The sequence below is a fragment of the Flavobacterium sp. LC2016-13 genome (genome assembly GCF_009707955.1).
Lineage (GTDB): Bacteria > Bacteroidota > Bacteroidia > Flavobacteriales > Flavobacteriaceae > Flavobacterium.
This window is the reverse complement of sequence record NZ_WMDQ01000003.1, coordinates 420762-441256: the sequence shown is the minus strand read 5'-3', so window position 1 is coordinate 441256 and position 20495 is coordinate 420762. Positions and strand designations below refer to the sequence as shown.

General features: G+C 34.4%; 14 protein-coding genes. 13 read left to right on the top strand and 1 reads right to left on the bottom strand.

Going from position 1 to position 20495, the window contains the following annotated elements; genetic code table 11:
• Window positions 1–405: 405 nt before the first annotated feature.
• From GKZ86_RS08905 to GKZ86_RS08865, 9 genes are all read left to right on the top strand, one after another.
• Window positions 406–1851, top strand: coding sequence for an MFS transporter (locus tag GKZ86_RS08905; protein WP_154782841.1), 1446 nt, complete (start codon window positions 406–408; stop codon window positions 1849–1851).
• A 47-nt stretch (window positions 1852–1898) separates the two neighbouring features.
• Window positions 1899–3215, top strand: coding sequence for an MFS transporter (locus GKZ86_RS08900; RefSeq protein ID WP_154782762.1), 1317 nt, complete (start codon window positions 1899–1901; stop codon window positions 3213–3215).
• An 88-nt stretch (window positions 3216–3303) separates the two neighbouring features.
• Window positions 3304–4140, top strand: coding sequence for a 5-dehydro-4-deoxy-D-glucuronate isomerase (gene kduI / locus GKZ86_RS08895; RefSeq protein ID WP_154782761.1), 837 nt, complete (start codon window positions 3304–3306; stop codon window positions 4138–4140).
• 5 nt (window positions 4141–4145) lie between these two features.
• The gene (locus tag GKZ86_RS08890) at window positions 4146–4937 is read left to right on the top strand and encodes a gluconate 5-dehydrogenase (protein WP_154782760.1); all 792 of its coding nucleotides are present in this window, start codon (window positions 4146–4148) and stop codon (window positions 4935–4937) included.
• Between the two features lie 24 nt (window positions 4938–4961).
• Entirely contained in the window at window positions 4962–6368 is a 1407-nt protein-coding gene (uxaC, locus tag GKZ86_RS08885) for a glucuronate isomerase (protein WP_154782759.1), read from the top strand.
• A 188-nt stretch (window positions 6369–6556) separates the two neighbouring features.
• Window positions 6557–7579, top strand: a complete 1023-nt coding sequence (locus GKZ86_RS08880; RefSeq protein ID WP_154782758.1) for a sugar kinase — start codon at window positions 6557–6559, stop codon at window positions 7577–7579.
• A 10-nt stretch (window positions 7580–7589) separates the two neighbouring features.
• Complete coding sequence (locus GKZ86_RS08875; protein WP_154782757.1) at window positions 7590–8261, top strand: bifunctional 4-hydroxy-2-oxoglutarate aldolase/2-dehydro-3-deoxy-phosphogluconate aldolase; 672 nt, start codon at window positions 7590–7592, stop codon at window positions 8259–8261.
• Window positions 8262–8481: 220 nt separating this feature from the next.
• The gene (locus GKZ86_RS08870; protein WP_154782756.1) at window positions 8482–9924 is read left to right on the top strand and encodes a tagaturonate reductase; all 1443 of its coding nucleotides are present in this window, start codon (window positions 8482–8484) and stop codon (window positions 9922–9924) included.
• 94 nt (window positions 9925–10018) lie between these two features.
• Window positions 10019–11635, top strand: a complete 1617-nt coding sequence (locus GKZ86_RS08865) for a UxaA family hydrolase (protein ID WP_154782755.1) — start codon at window positions 10019–10021, stop codon at window positions 11633–11635.
• A 159-nt stretch (window positions 11636–11794) separates the two neighbouring features.
• Here GKZ86_RS08865 and GKZ86_RS08860 read toward each other — a convergent pair whose 3' ends face one another.
• The gene (locus GKZ86_RS08860; RefSeq protein WP_154782754.1) at window positions 11795–12823 is read right to left on the bottom strand and encodes a LacI family DNA-binding transcriptional regulator; all 1029 of its coding nucleotides are present in this window, start codon (window positions 12821–12823) and stop codon (window positions 11795–11797) included.
• 288 nt (window positions 12824–13111) lie between these two features.
• On the opposite strand from GKZ86_RS08860, the gene GKZ86_RS08855 reads away from it, so the two are divergent.
• From GKZ86_RS08855 to GKZ86_RS08840, 4 genes are all read left to right on the top strand, one after another.
• The gene (locus GKZ86_RS08855; RefSeq protein WP_154782753.1) at window positions 13112–14551 is read left to right on the top strand and encodes a glycoside hydrolase family 28 protein; all 1440 of its coding nucleotides are present in this window, start codon (window positions 13112–13114) and stop codon (window positions 14549–14551) included.
• Window positions 14552–14613: 62 nt separating this feature from the next.
• Window positions 14614–17760 (top strand): TonB-dependent receptor, encoded by a 3147-nt coding sequence (locus GKZ86_RS08850; protein ID WP_228526563.1) that lies wholly within the window; start codon window positions 14614–14616, stop codon window positions 17758–17760.
• 10 nt (window positions 17761–17770) lie between these two features.
• Window positions 17771–19459 (top strand): RagB/SusD family nutrient uptake outer membrane protein, encoded by a 1689-nt coding sequence (locus GKZ86_RS08845; RefSeq protein ID WP_154782751.1) that lies wholly within the window; start codon window positions 17771–17773, stop codon window positions 19457–19459.
• 91 nt (window positions 19460–19550) lie between these two features.
• On the top strand, window positions 19551–20486 hold the full coding sequence (locus tag GKZ86_RS08840) for an alpha/beta hydrolase (RefSeq protein WP_154782750.1): 936 nt from the start codon (window positions 19551–19553) through the stop codon (window positions 20484–20486).
• The last annotated feature ends 9 nt before the right edge of the window (window positions 20487–20495 follow it).

Here is a 20495-nt window from a genome sequence, read left to right as displayed (position 1 = left end):
ATTTTCCTGATTTATAAGCATTCGCGCTGTTATAAAAGTATATTTATTTTTGAATAGGAATAGTCTTCATAAATAAAATATGAAGTGCCAGTTTTAGTACTATTTTCACACCTAAAACGGACAAATTTAGCATATCGGCTTTTAACATATATATTGTTTAATCTTTAATTTTGCATACATTTTTTTATGTGAAATGTTTATTTTAACCATCAAAATAAAATTTTATATAATTAATTTGGAATATTAAGATTATAACCTATATTTGTGCAATCGATTACATTATTTGAAATTTAGTTGCACAATTTCAGTTAGATGGTTCTAAATGAACGCTTAACCGGAGAGTATTGTAAAATTGAATATTTTGAATTAGTAATATTTACTTTATTAGCCAACCAACTCATTATTATGAATCAAATCAAACAAAACACAGGAAAGTACCGCTGGAGTATTTGTGCATTATTGTTTTTTGCAACTACAATTAACTATTTAGACAGACAAGTTCTTTCTTTGACGTGGAATGATTTTATTGCTCCTGAATTTCACTGGACTAACAACGATTACGGAAATATTACGGCATTATTCTCCATTTTTTACGCTGTATCTTTATTATTCGCAGGAAGGTTTGTGGATTGGCTGGATACTAAAAAAGGTTTTCTTTGGGCAATCGGAATTTGGTCTATAGGTGCATGTTTGCATGCATTTTGCGGAATTGCAACTGCAGGAATTATTACAGGCAACTGGTTTGTAGGTTTTGAAGGTGCTCAGGAAATCATTAAAAATGTAAATGATACGGGAATGGTAATTAATGTAAGTGTGAGCTTATTTATTTTTGCCCGTTTTATATTAGCCATTGGTGAAGCCGGAAACTTTCCTGCAGCCATTAAAACAACGGCCGAATATTTTCCTAAAAAAGACAGGGCTTTTTCTACCAGTATTTTTAACGCAGGTGCCACAGTTGGTGCATTAGCAGCTCCAATTTCGATTCCGTTTATAGCGAAATCTTTTGGATGGGAAATGGCTTTTATCATCATTGGTGCTTTAGGTTTTGTGTGGATGGGATTTTGGATTTTTATGTACGATAAACCAGAAAGACACCCAAAAGTAAGTACTGCAGAACTAGAATATATTCAACAAGACGATATTGCTGATAGTAAAATAGTGGGATATATTCCTGAAACTACAACTAAAGTATCTTTTGTGGATTGCTTTAAATACAAACAAACCTGGGCTTTTGCTTTTGGTAAATTTATGACAGATGGTGTTTGGTGGTTCTTTTTATTCTGGACACCGGCATATTTAAGTTCTGTTTACGGAATGGATTCTACGCAAGCTGCTTTGCCGTTGTTTGTTTTATACATGATTACGCTGCTTTCTATTATTGGCGGTTGGTTACCAACTTATTTCGTAGAGAAAAAAGGAATGAACCCATACGAAGGAAGAATGAGAGCCATGTTAATTTTTGCCTTTTTTCCATTATTAGCATTAATTGCACAGCCTTTAGGATATATAAGTTACTGGATTCCCGTTATTATAATTGGTATTGCAGGTGCGGCCCACCAATCTTGGTCGGCTAATATTTTTACAACCGTTGGAGATATGTTTCCTAAAAAAGCAATCGCAACGATTACAGGAATTGGTGGTTTGGCAGGAGGCTTAGGGTCAACTTTAATCAATAAAGGATCAGGTCTTTTATTTGATCATGCTAAAGAAACAAATATGATTTTTATGGGCTTTAAAGGAATTGAAGCAGGATATTTTATCATTTTTTCAATTTGTGCCGTTTGTTATTTAATTGGATGGAGTGTAATGAAAACATTAGTTCCTAAATACAGTCCGATTACAAATCTTTAATAACATTTATGATTTAACTGACCAACTAACCAAACCAACCTAAAACTATGAACCAAACCAATGCAGCAATAGGAAAATATCGCTGGACCATATGTGGATTAGTATTTTTTGCTACAACAGTAAATTATTTAGATCGAAATGTAATTAGTTACCTGCGACCTTTTTTAGCAGAAGCTTTTCACTGGACACCGGAACAGGAAGTTATAGATTATTCGAATATTGAATTGGCGTTTAAAATAGCCTACGCAATGGGAATGCTGGTTGCAGGTGGAATCATAGATAAATTAGGAACAAAAATTGGTTATGCCATTGCCACAGGATTGTGGAGTTTAGCCGCAATTGGTCACGCATTGGCAACAGGAACAGGAGGTTTTTTAATAGCACGTGTATTTTTAGGAATTACAGAAGCCGGAAACTTTCCCGCGGCCATAAAAGCAACAGCCGAATGGTTTCCGCAGAAAGAAAGAGCTTTAGCAACAGGAATTTTCAATTCGGGAAGTAATATCGGAGCAATCATTGTTCCATTATCAGTGCCATTTATAGCAGAAAATTATGGTTGGCAATGGGCTTTTATTCTAACAGGAATTGTTGGTTTTATCTGGTTGGTTTTATGGTTCATTTTTTATGAAATACCCGAAAAGCAAAAACGATTGTCTCAGGCTGAATTTGAATATATTAATTCTGATAAAGTAGAAACGGTTGAAGTAGAAGATACTGAAAAAGTTTCATGGTTAAAATTGCTTAGTTTTCGTCAAACCTGGGCATTTGCCATCGGAAAATTATTGACAGACCCGGTTTGGTGGTTCTATTTATTCTGGCTGCCTGATTTTTTAATGAAACAATACAAACTTTCATCAACAGAAATTATCTGGCCTTGCGCGTTAGTTTATGTAATTGGAAGTATCGGAAGTATTGGCGGCGGCTGGTTACCATTAAAACTAATCAACAAAAACTGGCCGGCTTATAAGGCAAGAAAAACAAGTATGTTACTTTATGCCTTTGCTGTTTTACCGGTTGTGTTTTCTCAATATTTAGGTGCGATAAATATTTGGTGGGCTATTTTGGTTATTGGTTTGGCGGTTTCTGCGCATCAGGCGTGGAGTGCTAATATTTTTACAACAGTATCAGATATGTTTCCTAAAAAAGCAACTGCTTCAGTTACAGGAATCGGAGGTATGTTTGGAGCGCTTGGAGGGATTTTGTTAACTTTAGTAGTTCAAAAAAACATGTTTGTTTATTATACTAAAATAGGAAAAATCGAAACGGGTTATTTTATTATGTTTTGTATCTGCGGAGCCTCATATTTACTGGCTTGGTTAATCATGCATATTTTAGTTCCGAAGATGAAAAAAGTAGAAGTGTAAAATCAACACAAATAAATTTGGTGTTTGATTATGATATTTAAAGATAAAAATATAATTTTGTGCAATCGATTACATTAAAATAAAAATTATGACAAAATATAGTTCGAGATACGCGTCAAGCCCTGAAGCAGTAAAAAAATATGACACACAACAATTAAGAGAAGAATTCTTAATTGATGATTTAATGCAGGAGAACGAAATCTCATTAACATATTCTCATTACGATCGATATATAGCAGGTTCTGCAGTTCCTGTAAAACCTTTAACACTGGAAAGTATAGATCCGCTTAAAGCGAGCTATTTTCTGGAAAGAAGAGAAATGGGAATCATAAATGTTGGAGGAAGCGGTTCTGTTGTTGTTGAAGGAACATCTTATGAATTAGGTTTTAAAGATGCTTTATACATTGGAAGTGGTAATAAAGAAGTGATTTTTAAAAGTAATGACAGCAAAAATCCGGCTAAATATTATATTAATTCAGCTCCGGCTCACACCACATATCCAACTGTAAAAGTAAGTTTGGAACAAGCTAATAAATTACAGTTAGGAACAATGGAAACGGCAAATCACCGTACAGTTAATCAAATGATTATTGGCGGTATTGTTACCACTTGCCAATTGCAAATGGGAATGACAGAATTAAAACCGGGAAGTGTTTGGAATACGATGCCGGCTCACGTGCACGATCGTAGAATGGAAGTTTATTTCTATTTGGATATTCCGGAAAATCAGGCCGTTTGTCATTTTATGGGACAACCACAGGAAACAAGACATATCTGGATGAACAATCATCAGGCAGTTATTTCTCCGCCTTGGTCAATTCACTCAGGATCAGGAACAAGTAATTATACTTTTATCTGGGGAATGGCTGGTGAGAATTTAGATTACGGAGATATGGATGTTTGTAAAATCACAGATTTAAGATAAGAATCATGACAGATTTATTTGATATAAAAGGAAAAATTGCCCTTATTACAGGAAGTACTCACGGACTGGGAATGGCAATGGCAAAAGGATTAGGACAGGCGGGAGCAACAATTGTTGTAAACGGAAATTCATCTCAACAAAAAATTGATGATGCCGTAAAAGAACTTCAAAATGAAGGAATAAATGCAGTTGGTTATAAATTTAATGTAACAGATGAACAGGAAGTTATAACAGCTGTTAAAAAAATTGAAAGCGAAGTTGGACCAATTTCAATCTTGATTAATAATGCGGGAATCATCAAAAGAATTCCGTTAATCGAAATGGAAGTTGCCGATTTTAAAGAAGTTATAGATATTGATTTAGTTTCTCCGTTTATTGTTTCTAAGCACGTTGCCAAAGGAATGATCGAAAGAAGACAAGGAAAAATCATTAATATTTGCTCAATGATGAGCGAATTAGGCCGTAATACGGTTGGCGCTTACGCTGCTGCAAAAGGCGGATTGAAAATGCTGACTAAAAATATGGCGACAGAATGGGCAAAATACAATGTTCAAATCAACGGAATTGGACCTGGATATTTTGCGACAGAACAAACAAAACCTATTCGCGTAGACGGACATCCTTTTAATGACTTTATCATTAGCAGAACACCGGCAGCAAAATGGGGAGATCCTAGCGATTTAGCCGGAGCAGCAATATTCCTTTCTTCTAAAGCAAGTGATTTTGTAAACGGACATATTTTATTTGTTGATGGTGGAATTTTAGCGACCATTGGTAAACCATCAAACGAAGAATAATTTTCAAATTATATTTTAAAAGACATGAGCTCAAATCAGACATTCATAAACGACAATTTTTTACTTGAAAATAAATTTGCTGAAGAGTTATACCACAATTACTCCAAAAATCAGCCTATTATAGATTATCACAATCATTTAAATCCTCAGTTTATTGCCGAAGATAAAATTTTTGACAACATAACTCAGGTTTGGATCAATGGTGATCACTACAAATGGCGTGCAATGCGTACGTTGGGTGTAAACGAGCAATTTGTAACAGGAAATGGTTCAGATAAAGATAAGTTCTTACAATGGGGAAAAACGGTTCCTTACACGATGCGTAATCCTTTGTACCACTGGACGCATTTAGAATTGGCACGTTATTTTGATATTTATGATTTACTGAATGAAAAATCAGCAGAGAAAATTTATATCGAAACCTCTGAAAAAATAAATTCTCAGGCTTACAGCACACAAAACCTGCTTAAAAAAGTAAATGCTGAATTAGTTTGTACTACCGAAGATCCGATTGATAGTTTAGAGTTTCACCAGAAACTTACTAAAAATCCAATTGGAACTAAAATGAGTACAGCTTTCAGACCCGATAAAGCGATCTTAATTTCTAATGATGGCTATAACGCATATCTGGATACGTTGGGGGACGTATCCGGAGTTGCGATTCATACTTACACAGACTTATGTGCTGCGTTAAGAAAAAGAATTGAATTTTTTACAGCAAACGGTTGTAAATTAAGTGATCACGGTTTAGATCAGATTTATTTTGAAAACTTTACCGAAAGCGAAATCAATTCAATCTTCAAAAAGAAAAGAGAAAATCAAACCATAACTCCGGAAGAAGGATTGAAGTTTCAAAGTGCAATTTTGTTATTCCTTTCAGAAACATATCATGAATTTGGATGGGTACAACAGTTTCACTTAGGGGCACTAAGAAACAATAATGCGCGTATGCACAGAATTTTAGGTCCTGATACAGGATGGGATTCTATTGGAGATTATCCGCAGGCGCAAAAATTATCTTCTTTCTTAAATGCATTAGACAGCAAAGATAAATTGACAAAAACGATTATTTATAACCTGAATCCTGCTGATAATGAAGTTATGGCCACGATGATTGGAAATTTCAACGACGGAAGCGTTAGAGGAAAAGTACAATTTGGTTCAGGATGGTGGTTTTTAGATCAGAAAGACGGAATGACAAAACAATTAAATGCCCTTTCGAATATGGGATTAATTAGCTGTTTCGTTGGAATGTTGACAGATTCAAGAAGCTTTTTATCTTTCCCAAGACACGAATATTTCAGACGTATTTTATGTAATCTTTTAGGAGATGAAATTAAACGTGGCGAACTTCCTGCTGATATGGAATGGATTGGAAAATTGGTTGCGGATATTTCATATAACAACGCAAAAGAGTATTTTAAATTTTAGGTTAAGAGTATAGAATAAAGAATAAAGATTGATAGAGGAAAGAGGCGAGAATAAAGATTTTTATCATTTAAACTTGAATCTTTTAATCATTAAAATCGGTGGCAAAAAAAATACTCCGTTAAGCTTAATTTTTCTTAATTTCTTAATGGTAAAAAAAGAAAATCTTACGGGTAAATACATAAAATAATATGAGTAGAGTAGTTGCATTTGGAGAAATTATGCTGCGTTTATCGACAGAAAGACATTTACGTTTTTCGCAATCTACGGCATTTGGTGCTACGTATGGAGGTGGAGAATTTAACGTATGTGTTTCATTGGCAAATTATGGCGTAAATGCTGAATTTGTTACCAGATTACCTGAAAATGAAATTGGTTTTTCTGCATTAAAAGAAATCAGAAAAATGAATGTCGAGTCCAAAAATATTGTTTACGGCGGTGAGCGTTTAGGAATCTATTTTCTTGAAACAGGTGCCGGAACCCGCGGAAGCAATGTAGTTTACGACCGTGCTCATAGCGCAATGTCAACTATCGAAAAAGGACAGGTTGATTGGGAAAAAGTTTTGGAAGGTGCAGAATGGTTTCACTGGAGTGGAATTACTCCGGCAATTTCTGAAAGTGCTGCCGAAGCTTGTTTAGAAGCTATTAAAGTGGCTCATAAACTGGGAATTACGATTTCATGCGACTTAAATTACAGATCGAAACTTTGGCAATATGGCAAAACTCCAAGTGAGGTTATGCCCGAAATGCTAAAATACAGCAATGTTATTTTGGGAGATATTGATACTGCTTATTTTATGTTGGGAATTCCGAAAGTAAATCCGAATTATCAGGATGAAAAATCGCTTCCAGTTTTATACACGAAATTATTCGAATTAATTCCGAATTTAAAAACAGTAGCCACAACATTACGTTATTCTGTAAGTGCTTCTCACCAAAGAATTGGCGGTGTTTTATTTGACGGAAAAGCCATTTATCAGGCTGCCGTAAAAGAAGTAACTCCGGTTGTAGACCGTGTAGGAAGTGGAGACGCTTTTATGGGCGGATTGATTTACGGATTGCTTGAATATCAAAATAATAATCAAAAAGCATTAGATTTTGCAGTAGCAGCTTGTTGCTTAAAACATACAATTGCAGGCGATTATAATTTGGTAACCTTAAAAGAAGTTGAAAATATGCTAGACGGTGATTCAGCCGGATTAGTTTCAAGATAATAAATTAGAAATGGCGAAATATTCAAGAATTGAAGTAGCTCAGCAAATGAAAGAAAACGGAATGGTTCCGCTCTTTTTTCATTCGGATATTGAGATCAGCAAAAAAGTACTAAAAGCCTGTTATGACGGTGGTGCCAGATTAATGGAATTTACCAGCAGAGGCGATTTTGCTCATGAAGTATTTGGAGCTTTGAACAAATATGCATTGGCAGAATTACCGGGAATGATCTTGGGCGTTGGGTCTGTTACAGATGCAGCAGCAGCTTCATTATACATGAGTTTGGGCGCTAACTTTATTGTAACGCCAGTTTTTAGAGAAGATATTGCAATTGCCTGTAACCGCCGTAAGGTATTATGGTCACCAGGTTGCGGAACACTTACAGAGATTGCAAGAGCTGAAGAATTAGGTTGCGAAATCGTGAAATTATTCCCTGCGGATATTTACGGCCCGGAATTTATTAAAGCAATAAAAGGACCTTGCCCGTGGACAAGTATTATGCCAACAGGAGGAGTTTATCCAACAGTTGAAAGCTTGTCTTCATGGTTAAACGCAGGTGCAACTTGTGTTGGACTTGGTTCGCAATTGATTTCGAAAGATATATTAGACAATAATGATTATGAAGGACTAAAAACGAAAGTGAGTCAGGTTCTGGATATCATCAAAAATATTAAAAATAAATAGGGAGTAATCATACCGATTCCTTATTTGAATGCAGTTTTTTTTAGTTTTTTAACGTTTTGTAATTGAACATTACGCTTGCTAAATAAAGTTTGTCACTCCTCACAGCAAGTTTTATTTTACTCTTACAGGTGTAATGTTTCTTTTACATTTTAAAAAAGACTTCTATGGAAATAATAAGGTATTTAATGTGGTTATTTATAACACTTTAATGAATTTTAAAATGAAAAAATTAAATAGAATAAATACAGGATTAGAAAAGTTACAGCCAATTAAAGTAGTTCAGTTTGGAGAAGGTAATTTTTTAAGAGCTTTTGTTGATTATGCTTTTCACAAACTAAATAAAGAAGTCGATTTTAATGCCGGTATTGCAATAGTTCAGCCTTTGAAAGACGGTATGGTAAATATGATTAATGATCAGGACGGTCTTTATACCTTATTTATGAACGGAATTAAAAAAGGCGAAAAAATACAAGATATTGAGTTAATCACTAATATTGTAAAAGCTATAAATCCATATACTGAATTTGCAGCGTATTTAGCTTTAGCCAAAGAAGAAGAACTTCAATTTATTGTTTCAAATACAACTGAAGCTGGAATTGAATTCATTGAAAGTGATACTCCGGATATGCAGCCTCCAGTTTCATTTCCTGCTAAGCTGACGGTTTTATTATATGAAAGATTCAAACATTTCAACGGAGATGCTTCTAAAGCAGTAACAATCATTCCTTGTGAATTGATTGATTATAACTCAGAGACGCTGAAAAAATATATTTTACAATATTGCGATACATGGAAGTTAGAGGATGCATTTAAAACTTGGGTATCAGATGCTTGTACGTATCACAGTACTTTGGTTGACAGAATTGTTCCTGGATATCCAAGAGCTGAAATTGAAGAATACAATAATAAATTAGATTATCAGGACAATTTAATTGTTGCTGCAGAACCTTTCTTTCTTTGGGCTATTGAAGGTGGCGATGCTTTAAAAGCAAAATTACCTTTTCATAAAACAGATTTGAATGTAAAAATCGTTGATGATATACGTCCTTTTAAAATGATTAAGGTTCGTATTTTAAACGGTGCACACACGGCAATGGTTCCTTTTTCACTTTTATATGGTAACAAATTAGTAATGGAAACTGTTGACGGAGATTTTACAGGAAAATTTGTAAACAGCGTTATTAGTGAAATTAGTGAAACGCTGGATATGGACAAAAATGAAATTACGGCCTATTCTGAAGAGGTAATGGACCGATTTAAAAATCCATTTATCAAACATGCACTTGCTGATATTGCATTAAATTCTATCTCAAAATTCAAAGTAAGAGTTTTACCTAGTTTATTAGGATATTATAATACAAAGAAAAAATTGCCAGTTAATTTGACTTTTTCATTAGCGAGTTTAATTCAATTCTACAAAGGAACCTGGAATAACGAAGCATTACCTGTAAAAGATTCTCCAGAGATAGTTGAAGCATTTAAAAACGCCTGGCAATTAGGATCTGCAGATTTAGTTGTAGCTAAGATATTAGCTAACACTGAATTCTGGGGAGAAGATTTAACTAAAATTAAAGGTTTATCTGAAGCTTTAGTAGTAGCTTTAAATGAAATTGAAGCGAACGGAATAGAAAAAGGTTTTGCTAATTTCAGCAAACAATATTAATTGGAATAGTTTCTAAGATGCTAAGTTTCTAAGTTTTTGGACGCATCTTAGTAGCTTAGCATCTTAGTAACTTAGCAACTTAAAAATAACAATCATGCAAAAGAAATTAATAAAAGTAAACCCTTCAGATAATGTAGCAGTTGCATTAGTGAATCTGGTTGCTGGTGAGGTAATCAACTTTGAAGGACAAGATATCACAATCTTAACAGATGTGAAAATGAAACATAAAATCGCGATGCATACTTTCGAGGTAGGTGAGCGTATTATTATGTATGGCGTTTTGGTAGGAAAAGCAAGTGCCAGAATTGAAAAAGGAGGTTTGCTTTCTACAGAAAATGTAAAACATGAAAGTGATAAAGTAACCGGTAAAACGGAAACTATTGGCTGGAATGCTCCAAATATTGACAAATGGAAAGACAGAACGTGGCAGGGCTATCACAGAGAAGACGGACAAGTTGGAACTGAGAATGTTTGGTTGTTTTTTCCGTTAGTTTTTTGTGAAAACAGAAATATCGAAATCTTAAAAGATATTTTCGAGAAAGAATTAATGAAACCTAAAGAAAACGATTATCAGTTATTGCTTCGTTCTTTAGTGAAAACAGAAACTGGCGGTACTGGTAATGAAGCGGCTTCTAACGATGCTAATTTATTCAATAATATCGAAGTGAAATTCATTACGCACCAAGGTGGTTGTGGTGGAATTCGTCAGGATTCGCACAGTTTGGCTAAATTATTGGCCGGATATGTAAACAATCCTAACGTTGCCGGAGCTACAGTTTTGAGTTTAGGATGTCAGAATCTTCAAATTCAAATCTTTAAAGATGCTTTGGAAGCTATTAATCCTGGAAGTAAAAAACCGGTTTTAATTTACGATCAACAGCAAATTGGTACTATTGAAACCATGTTGAGCAGTGTTGTAAAAGATACTTTTGAAGCTATTAAAGTAGCAAACGATATAAAAAGAACTCCTGCACCATTATCTAAATTAAGAATTGGATTGGAATGTGGTGGTTCTGACGGATTCTCAGGAATTTCTGCTAACCCAACATTGGGAGTATTATCGGATCATTTAGTTGCTTTAGGAGGAACTACAATTCTTTCTGAATTTCCTGAATTATGTGGAGTAGAGCAGGAATTAGTAAACCGTTGTGTAGATGATAAGGATGGAAAACGTTTCTTAGACTTAATGCAATGGTACGAAAAAACAGTTGTAGATGCAGGTTCAGGATTTGACATGAATCCATCTCCGGGAAACATTAAAGACGGTTTGATTACAGATGCAATGAAATCTGCTGGTGCTGCTAAAAAAGGAGGGACTTCACCAATTACAGGTGTTTTCGATTATGGAGAATATATTAATGAACCAGGCTTTACATTGTTATGTACGCCCGGAAATGACGTAGAATGTACAACTGCAATGGTTGGTTCAGGAGCGAATATGGTTTTGTTTACAACAGGATTAGGAACTCCTACAGGAAACCCAATTGCGCCGGTTGTTAAGATTTCATCTAATACAGAATTAGCGAAAAAGATGTCTGATATTATCGATATTGATACCGGAGGAATTATCACCGGAGAAAAATCGATTGATGAAATGGCAGATGAAATGCTTGAATTTATTATTGATGTTGCCAGCGGAACGATTAAAACCAAAGCTGCAATTTTAAATCAAAACGATTTTATTCCTTGGAAAAGAGGAGTTTCCTTGTAAAAGAAGTTTCACCATATAAGTTATATAAGTTCATTTTAGCATTGCGCATATTGTAATGTGTTTAGCTTAAAATCAAAAGGCAGCTCTTTCAAGAGCTGCCTTTTTTATTATACGTAGTAATTAAAATGAACTTATATAACTTATATGGTGGAAAAAAAATTAAATAGCTGTTCTTGACGATGATTTACGGATGTGTAATTCCGGGGCAAGCACTACCTTTTTTTCTATTTTAATAGTATCGGTTTTATCGACTTGTTCTAAGAAAACACGTGCAGACATTTTTCCCATTTCAAGCGGAGACTGATCTACAGAAGTTATCGATAATTCCATGAATTTAGTAAAAGGCTCGTTACTAAAACCAGCCACACAAAAGTCTTTTGGTATACTGATATTTCTTTCTTTTAATTCCTGAATGGCTCCTAAGGCAGCAAAATCACTCGAAGAAAATATGGCGTCTGGCGGAATTTCTAATTGTAATAATATATCAACAGCTTCTTTTCCAGCTTCAACACTACTTTTAGAACGTATTACATATTCCTCTTTAAAAGTTAATCCGCTGTCTAATATCGCTTGTTTATAACCTAAAAACCTGTTTTTGAAGATCTCAAGAGATTGATCCCCTGATAAATGCGCAATAGCTGTGCAGCCTTCATTAATTAAGTGTTTTGTAGTTTCATAACCACCTTTAAAGTCATTTATCGTTACAGAACTTACTCCGTCAATATGTTTGCTTCTATCGAAAAAGATAAGCGGAACATTTTTCTGTAAAACATTATGAAAAGCCCCGTCATTTTCATCAGTAACGGCTGTTACCGACATTAAAATTCCATCAACTTGGGCATCAATTAAAGTATAAAGATTTTCGTTTTCTCTTTTTAAATCCTCGTGAGTCTGGCAAATAATAACCTGATAACCATGAGGTTGTAGTTCTTCTTCAATTCCTCGGATTACAGAGGCAAAAAAGTTACTATCTATACGAGGAACAATAACACCAATATTATTACTACGACCGCTTTTTAATGCTAAAGCAAGTTTGTTTTGCTTGTAGTTCATTGAAGCTGCAGTTTTTATAACTAATTCACGTGTGCTCTCTTTTATCTTAGGGTTGTTATTTAACGCTCTGGAAACCGTCGCTGCAGTGATATTCAATTTTTTTGCAATATCGTAGATGGTTATTTTTTCGCTCATTCAAAAATAGTTTTTGATTTATTTATAGACAAAAATACATTTTTTTTATATAATCTGATATACATTGTTATCGATTACCATAATTCACAACTAAAACGTTTTCAGTTATACAATGATAATAAATTATGTGTTTTTTTACACAAAATGTAAATAAAATTAGTAATAAAAATTAAATATATAAATTTTTTCTAAATAAATTTGGTTCATACGATGTAATTTTATATTTTCGTGTAATCGATTACATAATTGTTGGCTTTTTATTAAAAAGATAAATAAATTACTACGTAAATGATTACAAATAAGTTTATAACGTTTAGATCAGTTACATTTTTTTGTGTAATCATCTTGTTTGTTTTGTCATGCGGAAAGCCAGTTTCTTCTGTTTCAGAGACTGATCCGTGGAAAAAAATGGAATTAATCGTTAAAACGATTCCGCAAACACATTTTTCAGATAAGACTTATAATATCAATGATTTTGGTGCTGTAGCAGATGGTAAAACCTTAAATACAGCAGCTTTTGAGAAAGCAATTAAAGCTTGTGCTGAAAATGGCGGAGGTAAAGTAATTGTTCCCAATGGAAAATACTTAACCGGAGCCATACATCTTGAAAGTAATGTGAATTTGCATTTGGAAGATCATGCAGAAATTCTTTTCAGTATAAATCCTAAAGATTATCCTATTGTTCATACATCTTGGGAAGGCACAGAAGTAATGAATTATTCTCCTCTTATATATGCCAAAAACAAAACCAATGTTGCCGTAACAGGAAAAGGAACTTTAAACGGTCAGGCAGACAGCACCAACTGGTGGGTTTGGTCTGGTGGTAAAAGTTATGGCTGGCAAAAAGGAATTCCGTCACAAAATGATCCAACAAATCGTGAAGTCTTAGTCGACATGGCTGAAAAAAATGTTCCGGTTGCAGAAAGAATATTCGGCGAAGGACGTTATTTACGCCCAAGTTTCATCGAGTTTTTTGAATGTAATACCGTTTTAATAAAAGATGTTACCGTAATAAATGCTCCATTCTGGATTTTACATCCTTTAAAATCAAATAATATTATCATTGATGGCGTAACCGTAAACAGTCACGGTCCTAATAATGACGGTTGTGATCCTGAATATTCTCAGAACATCATTATCAAAAACTGCACTTTTAATACTGGTGATGATTGTATCGCGATAAAAGCCGGAAGAGATGCCGATGGACGAAGAGTTGCAATACCAAGTAAAAATATCATTGTTCAAAATTGCAAAATGATCGACGGTCACGGCGGTGTTGTTATTGGAAGCGAAATTTCGGCAGGGGTTAACAATGTTTTTGTAGAGAATTGTCTAATGGACAGTCCAAACTTAGACAGAGCAATCCGCATTAAAACAAATTCAAAAAGAGGAGGCGTTATCGAAGATATTTTTGTTAGAAATATTGAAGTAGGTACCGTTAAAGAATGTGTTTTAAGAGCAACGATGACTTATAATGTTTACGGCAGCCAGACAGGAAATTTTATTCCGGTAGTTCGAAATATCACCCTTGAAAACATTAAGGTTAAAAACGGCGGAAAATATGGCGTTTTAGCAGACGGTTATGCAGAATCTCCAGTGGAAAATATAACACTTAGGAACGTAGTAATTCAGAAAGTAGACTCGATCTATTCCTTAAAAAATGTAAAAAATATCAATTTTATCAATACCTATATCAATGGAAAAAAAGTAGAACAAACTAAAAATTAAGAAAAACTATCATTTAACCAACAAACCACATTATGAACATTAAACAATTATTAAAGAAAAAAATGAAGCACAATCTTGTGTTTTTATTTTTCCTAAATTTCCTGTTGAGTACTACTATGAGCGCACAATCAAGCGTCGTAGAAGGAAAAATTACTGATGCTGCCGGATTAGCGCTACCAGGCGTGAACATTCAGGAAAAAGGAACAAAGAATGGAACTTCAACTGATTTTGAAGGAAGTTTTAAAATCAATGTTACAAATAAAAATGCTATTTTAATAGTAAGTTATTTAGGATTTCAAACCAAAGAAGTAAGCATTGCAGGAAAAACTAAAGTAAACGTAAGCCTTTCAGAAGAAACAAATACACTTACTGAGGTTGTTGTTGTAGGTTATGGAACTGCAAAAAAAACAGATCTTACCGGTGCAATTAATACCTTAAACGCAGCAAAAATCACCGAAAGAAATGTAACTAACCCAATGGAAGCAATTCAAGGTGGAATTGCGGGGGTTCAGGTAACTTCGAATACAGGAAGAATAGGTGACGGATTTAACGTAATAATAAGAGGAGCAAACTCTATTAACAAAGACGGATCCGGGCCACTTTTTGTGGTTGATGGAGTTCCTACGGATAATATCAACTTTTTAAATCCACAGGATATTGCCAGAATAGACGTATTGAAAGATGCTTCTTCTGCAGCAATTTACGGATCAAGAGGAGGAAGTGGAGTTGTTATTGTTACAACCAAAAGTGGTACAAATGCAAAAGAAGGAGTTTCCGTTTCTTATGAAAGCTCTTATGGTAATAAACAAGCCGTAAGATTGCCTAAATTAATGAGTCCGGACAAATGGTGGTATTACCATCAATCGGCTTTTTTGGCTACTACAATTTCGGCGACAAACCCAACCTATAATGATATTGATGCAACAGAATTAAATACCGCTGTAGGTCAGGCTGGTACAAATCCGGTTTTGTATCAGAGAGTTGCTAATAACCAAACTTACAATTGGCAGGATGCCGTTCTTAAAGGCGGAATGACATCAAATAATTATTTAAATATTACTGGTCGTGCAAATAGCGGATTAACCTATAATATTGGTTTAGGAACGCAGGAAGAAACCGGAGTTATTGATAATGAAGGTATCAATAAATATAATTTTAAGCTAGGAGTAAATCATAAATTAAGTGATAAAATCTCTTTTGGAGTAAACCTTACAATTTCTAAAACAGATGAAGAATTAGGAAGCCCAATTGCAATGCAGGAAGCCTTTAGGCAAAATCCATTTACATCGCCTTGGGCAATTGATGCTGCTGGAAATGAAATCATAGGTACTTATAACCAGCAACCAGGTACCTTAAGATACCCAAATGGAGCTCTTGCTATTAATAAAACTGGTTCTTATAACCCACTTTTAGAAATTGCAAATTCTCAGGATAATATCAAAAGATTTACTACTATCGGAAATATTTTTGCTGAATATAAAGTAAATAGCTGGTTATCATTTAAAACTACCTTTTCAGCAGGAAAAATGGATGCAAGAGAAGGAAGATCATTTGGAGCTCAAACCGATTTTGGACTTAAAAATAAAAGTTTGCCATCTGGAGACGTAACCAATATGCAAAACTTCAATTATACTTGGGACAACCAGTTTAATATCAATTATACATTAAAAAACGATCACGTATTTAGTCTTTTAGGACTTCAGAGTTTTTATTCTAATACTACTGAAACTTATTTTGCAGCATCGAGAGAAAATCCTTTTGAAACCGGTTTTTATAATTTAGGTTCAGGCGCTCAGTCTACGTATACTTTAACTCCGGGAAGTGGTACAATTGCTTTAATTCCTTCAGGCATATTCGTTCCGTATTCTAAAAATACATTAGAATCGTATGCAGCCCGTTTTAATTATGCTTATAAAGGACGTTATTTATTAACAGCTTCTGTACGTTATGATGGTTCATCTGTTTTATCAGAAGATAACAAATGGACTTCTTTCCCATCTGTAGCTTTAGGATGGAATTTGCATCAGGAATCATTCATGAAAAGTTTAAGTTTCATTTCTAACTTTAAACTAAGAGCAAGTATCGGTTATACCGGAAATGATAAGGTTAAACCTTATTCAAGCTTAAGCCTTTTAAAAACACCTACTTATTATGATTTTAATGGTGTCATCGCTAATGGCTTTACAGCTTCAAGTTTAGGAAATACTGATTTAACCTGGGAAAAAACAAAAGAGGTGAATTTAGGTTTAGACTTTGGATTTGCCAAAAATAGAATTTCCGGTAGTGTAGATGTTTACGACAGAAAATCTAAATCTTTATTGTTTCAACAAGCATTGCCATTAGAAATTGGTGTTCCTGTTATTACTGCAAACGTAGGTTCTGTAAGTAATAAAGGTGTTGAAGTTGCTTTGACAACTAAAAATGTTCAGACTAGAAATGTTACATGGGAAACCAGTTTTACTTTTACTAAAAACGTAAACAAATTACTTTCTATTTACGGACAGGATCTAGTAGATGATGTTGGAAACAATTTATTTATTGGAGAAAATGTCCATTCTTATTATAACTATGTTTTTGATGGTGTTTGGCAGGAAAGCGAAGCAGCTCAGGCAGCGAGTTACGGTCAAAAACCGGGAGAGGCAAAAGTAAAAGATTTAAATAATGACGGAAAAATTGATGCTAATAACGACCGTGCTATTTTAGGAAACTACGATCCTAAATGGTCTGGAAGTTTCTCTACCTCATTAAAAGTAAAACAATTTGATTTAGGAATTTCTATAATCACCAATCAGGGAATGACAGTATTTAGTGGTTTCCACGATAATTTTGCTGATGTTACAGACAGAGGGCGTCAAAAATTAGACTTGGGTGATTGGTACGTTCCTGCAAACGGAGCCGGAATTCCTGCTCAATATTCGAATACAAATCCGTTACCACGTGGCGCCGGAGTTTATTATGATACTAACAATGTGGCTTTCTACAAAGATGCTTCATTTGTAAAAGTTCAAAACATAGCCTTAGGATATAGTTTTGATCCGGACTTAGTAAACAAGTTAAAAATAAAAAGTTTAAGATTATATGTTAATGTCTTGAATCCTTTTGTATTTACAAATTACGAAGGATACGACCCTGAATGGGCAACTGCGCCTTTAGCACTTAATCGTGTGGCAACAATGACGGTTCAGATGGGATTAAGTTTAAAATTTTAAATTAAAAAAGATGAAAAAGATATTATTAATTATAGGAATACTGTTTACTCTAAATTCTTGTTCTGATTTTATAGAGGAAGACAATCGTGCGTTTGGTTCGGCAGAAACATACTTTCTTACCGCTCCGGGTTTCGAATCATTGGTAAACACGAATTATGCAACGTTAAAGGATATTTATGGTGGAGATCCGTGGTTATTTGAAGCAGGTACAGATATGTATTCTGAAGGAAGAAATCAAGAACCGGAAGGACTGGCTAAATATCTAACTTTATCGTCATCATCTGCAGGAGTCGATTTATTGTACAGAACTTGTTATATGGCTATTCAACAAGCCAATAAAGGGTTGTATTATGCTAATTTAACAGAGAAAACAAGCACTTTAGATACACGTGTTGGTGAGCTTAAATTTTTAAGAGCAAATGCTTATTTTCTATTAGTGCAAACTTACGGAGGAGTTCCAATTGTACTGGATAATTATAATACAGCTGTTACTTCTTTCGACAGAAATACAGCAGAACAAGTATATACGCAGATTTTTAAAGATCTTAACGAAGCACTTCCGGCAGTAGCAACGGGTGCATATACAGGTAGAGTAAACAAAAGAGCCGTTCAGGATTTATTAGCAAAAGTATATTTAACAAGAGGATATGAAACTTTTGGAACTCCGGCGGATTTTACAACAGCAGCATCTATAGCAGATGAAGCAATTGCAGGTCAGGCATTAAATGTGCCATTTGCAAGCGTTGTACAGCCAGGAAATGAAATGAATGCAGAGACTATTTTTTCAGTTCAATTTTCAGTAGCTTCAAATGCAACCGGAACAACGGCTTTAGGAAGTTCACAAAACTATTGGTTCAGTTCATATTTAGGAGCTGCAGCCTCAGGAAATCCTTATCCAAACAGAAGTTATACACTTTGTCCAACCGTTTATGCTTTATCATTATATGAGCAAGGTGACAAACGTTGGGAGAATACGTTCATGACAGAAATCTACAGCAGATATTATGACTTTTACACTGTAACAGATAAAACAGCTTTAAAAATCACAGATTTTTATGAACCACGTTGGTTTACATTAGCAGACAGAACAGCCTGGAATACAGCTAATGCTTCAAGAAAAGCAAATGCGGCTACATTTAGATACCACAATTGGGGAACTTATTCATCTGCAGCTGCTTCCGGTGGAGACTACAACCTAATTCCGGTTCGTAAATTCGATGATCCAAACGCTCCTTATAGCGGTGCTACAAGTGCCAACTACAATACAACGCCTATTACGCCTGCAACAAACAGAAGCAGTACACGTGATTTTATTGTTGCAAGACTTGGAGAAACGTATTTAGTTGCTGCCGAAGCTTATTTTAAAGCAGGTCAGCCAACATTGGCTTTAGCACGTTTAAACGAAGTAAGAAGAAGAGCCGGCGGTGGAGTAGCAGGAGTAATTCCGGTATTGACATCAGTTGACATTAATACAATATTAGACGAAAGAGGAAGAGAATTATTAGGAGAATATCACCGTTGGTTCGATTTAAAACGTACCGGAACATTAGTAGAAAGAACGGTTTTATACAATCCTAAAGTAACTAATGCAGCAGCATTTATGGGACAAAATGGAAACCTTAAAATTTTAAGACCAATTCCTCAAAGCGCATTAGATTTAAACAGAAATAAAGATTTCCCACAAAATCCTGCATATTAATATTTTTTTTAAGGATTGTTTTTTGAAGAAGTTAAAAAGGAGTTTGATGTATTTCAAACTCCTTTCTTAACTGTAAAATGAGTTTGTTATTATGAATAAAATGCTTTTTATAATACTGTTGATTTCCAATGCCATTTTTGCTCAAAGCAATGCTGGTATCGATACTTCATACACAGTAAAAAGCACATATAATAAACTAATTAAAAAATATCCTTTTATAACAATACCTCAGGAACAAAATAATAGTTTAATTGCTGAAGTTAAAGAAGTTGTTTATCAGCAAAATAAAGACAGAGCATTACATTTGGATGCTTTTTTTTATAAAAAACAAAAGTTAAATCCGGCAGTAATCATGATTCATGGCGGCGGCTGGAGATCAGGAAATAAAAATCAGATGCATGTTTTGGCAAGAGAAATAGCTTCAAAAGGCTATGCTTGTTTTGCCATTGAATACAGATTATCATTAGAAGCAAAATATCCCGAAGGAGTTTATGATGTAAAAAATGCGATTAAATTTATAAAAGATAATGCCCGAAAATTTAATGTAGATCCAGACAAAATTGCCGTTTTAGGTTGCTCTTCAGGGGGACAAATGGCAGCTTTGATTGGTACAACAAATGAAAATTCGGATTTTGAAGATGCAGCTTACAAAAGTAAATCATCATCAAAAGTAAATGCGATTATTGATATAGATGGAGTTTTAGCTTTTAAACATCCTGAATCTTCAGAAGGCGAAATGGCATCATTTTGGCTTGGAGGTTCTTATGAAGAAAAACCGGAAAACTGGAAAAATGCTTCGGCTTTAAGCCATACCAATAAAAATACACCGCCAATACTTTTCATAAACAGTAGTTTTGACAGGTTTCATGCGGGAAGAGACGATATGATTGCGATTTTGAATGCGAACAAGATTTATAATGAAGTAAAAACAATTCAGGATTCACCACATTCGTTTTGGTTTTTTCAACCCTGGTTTAATGAAACCGCTACTTACACAACACAATTTTTAGACAGAATTTTTAAATAATACAATACA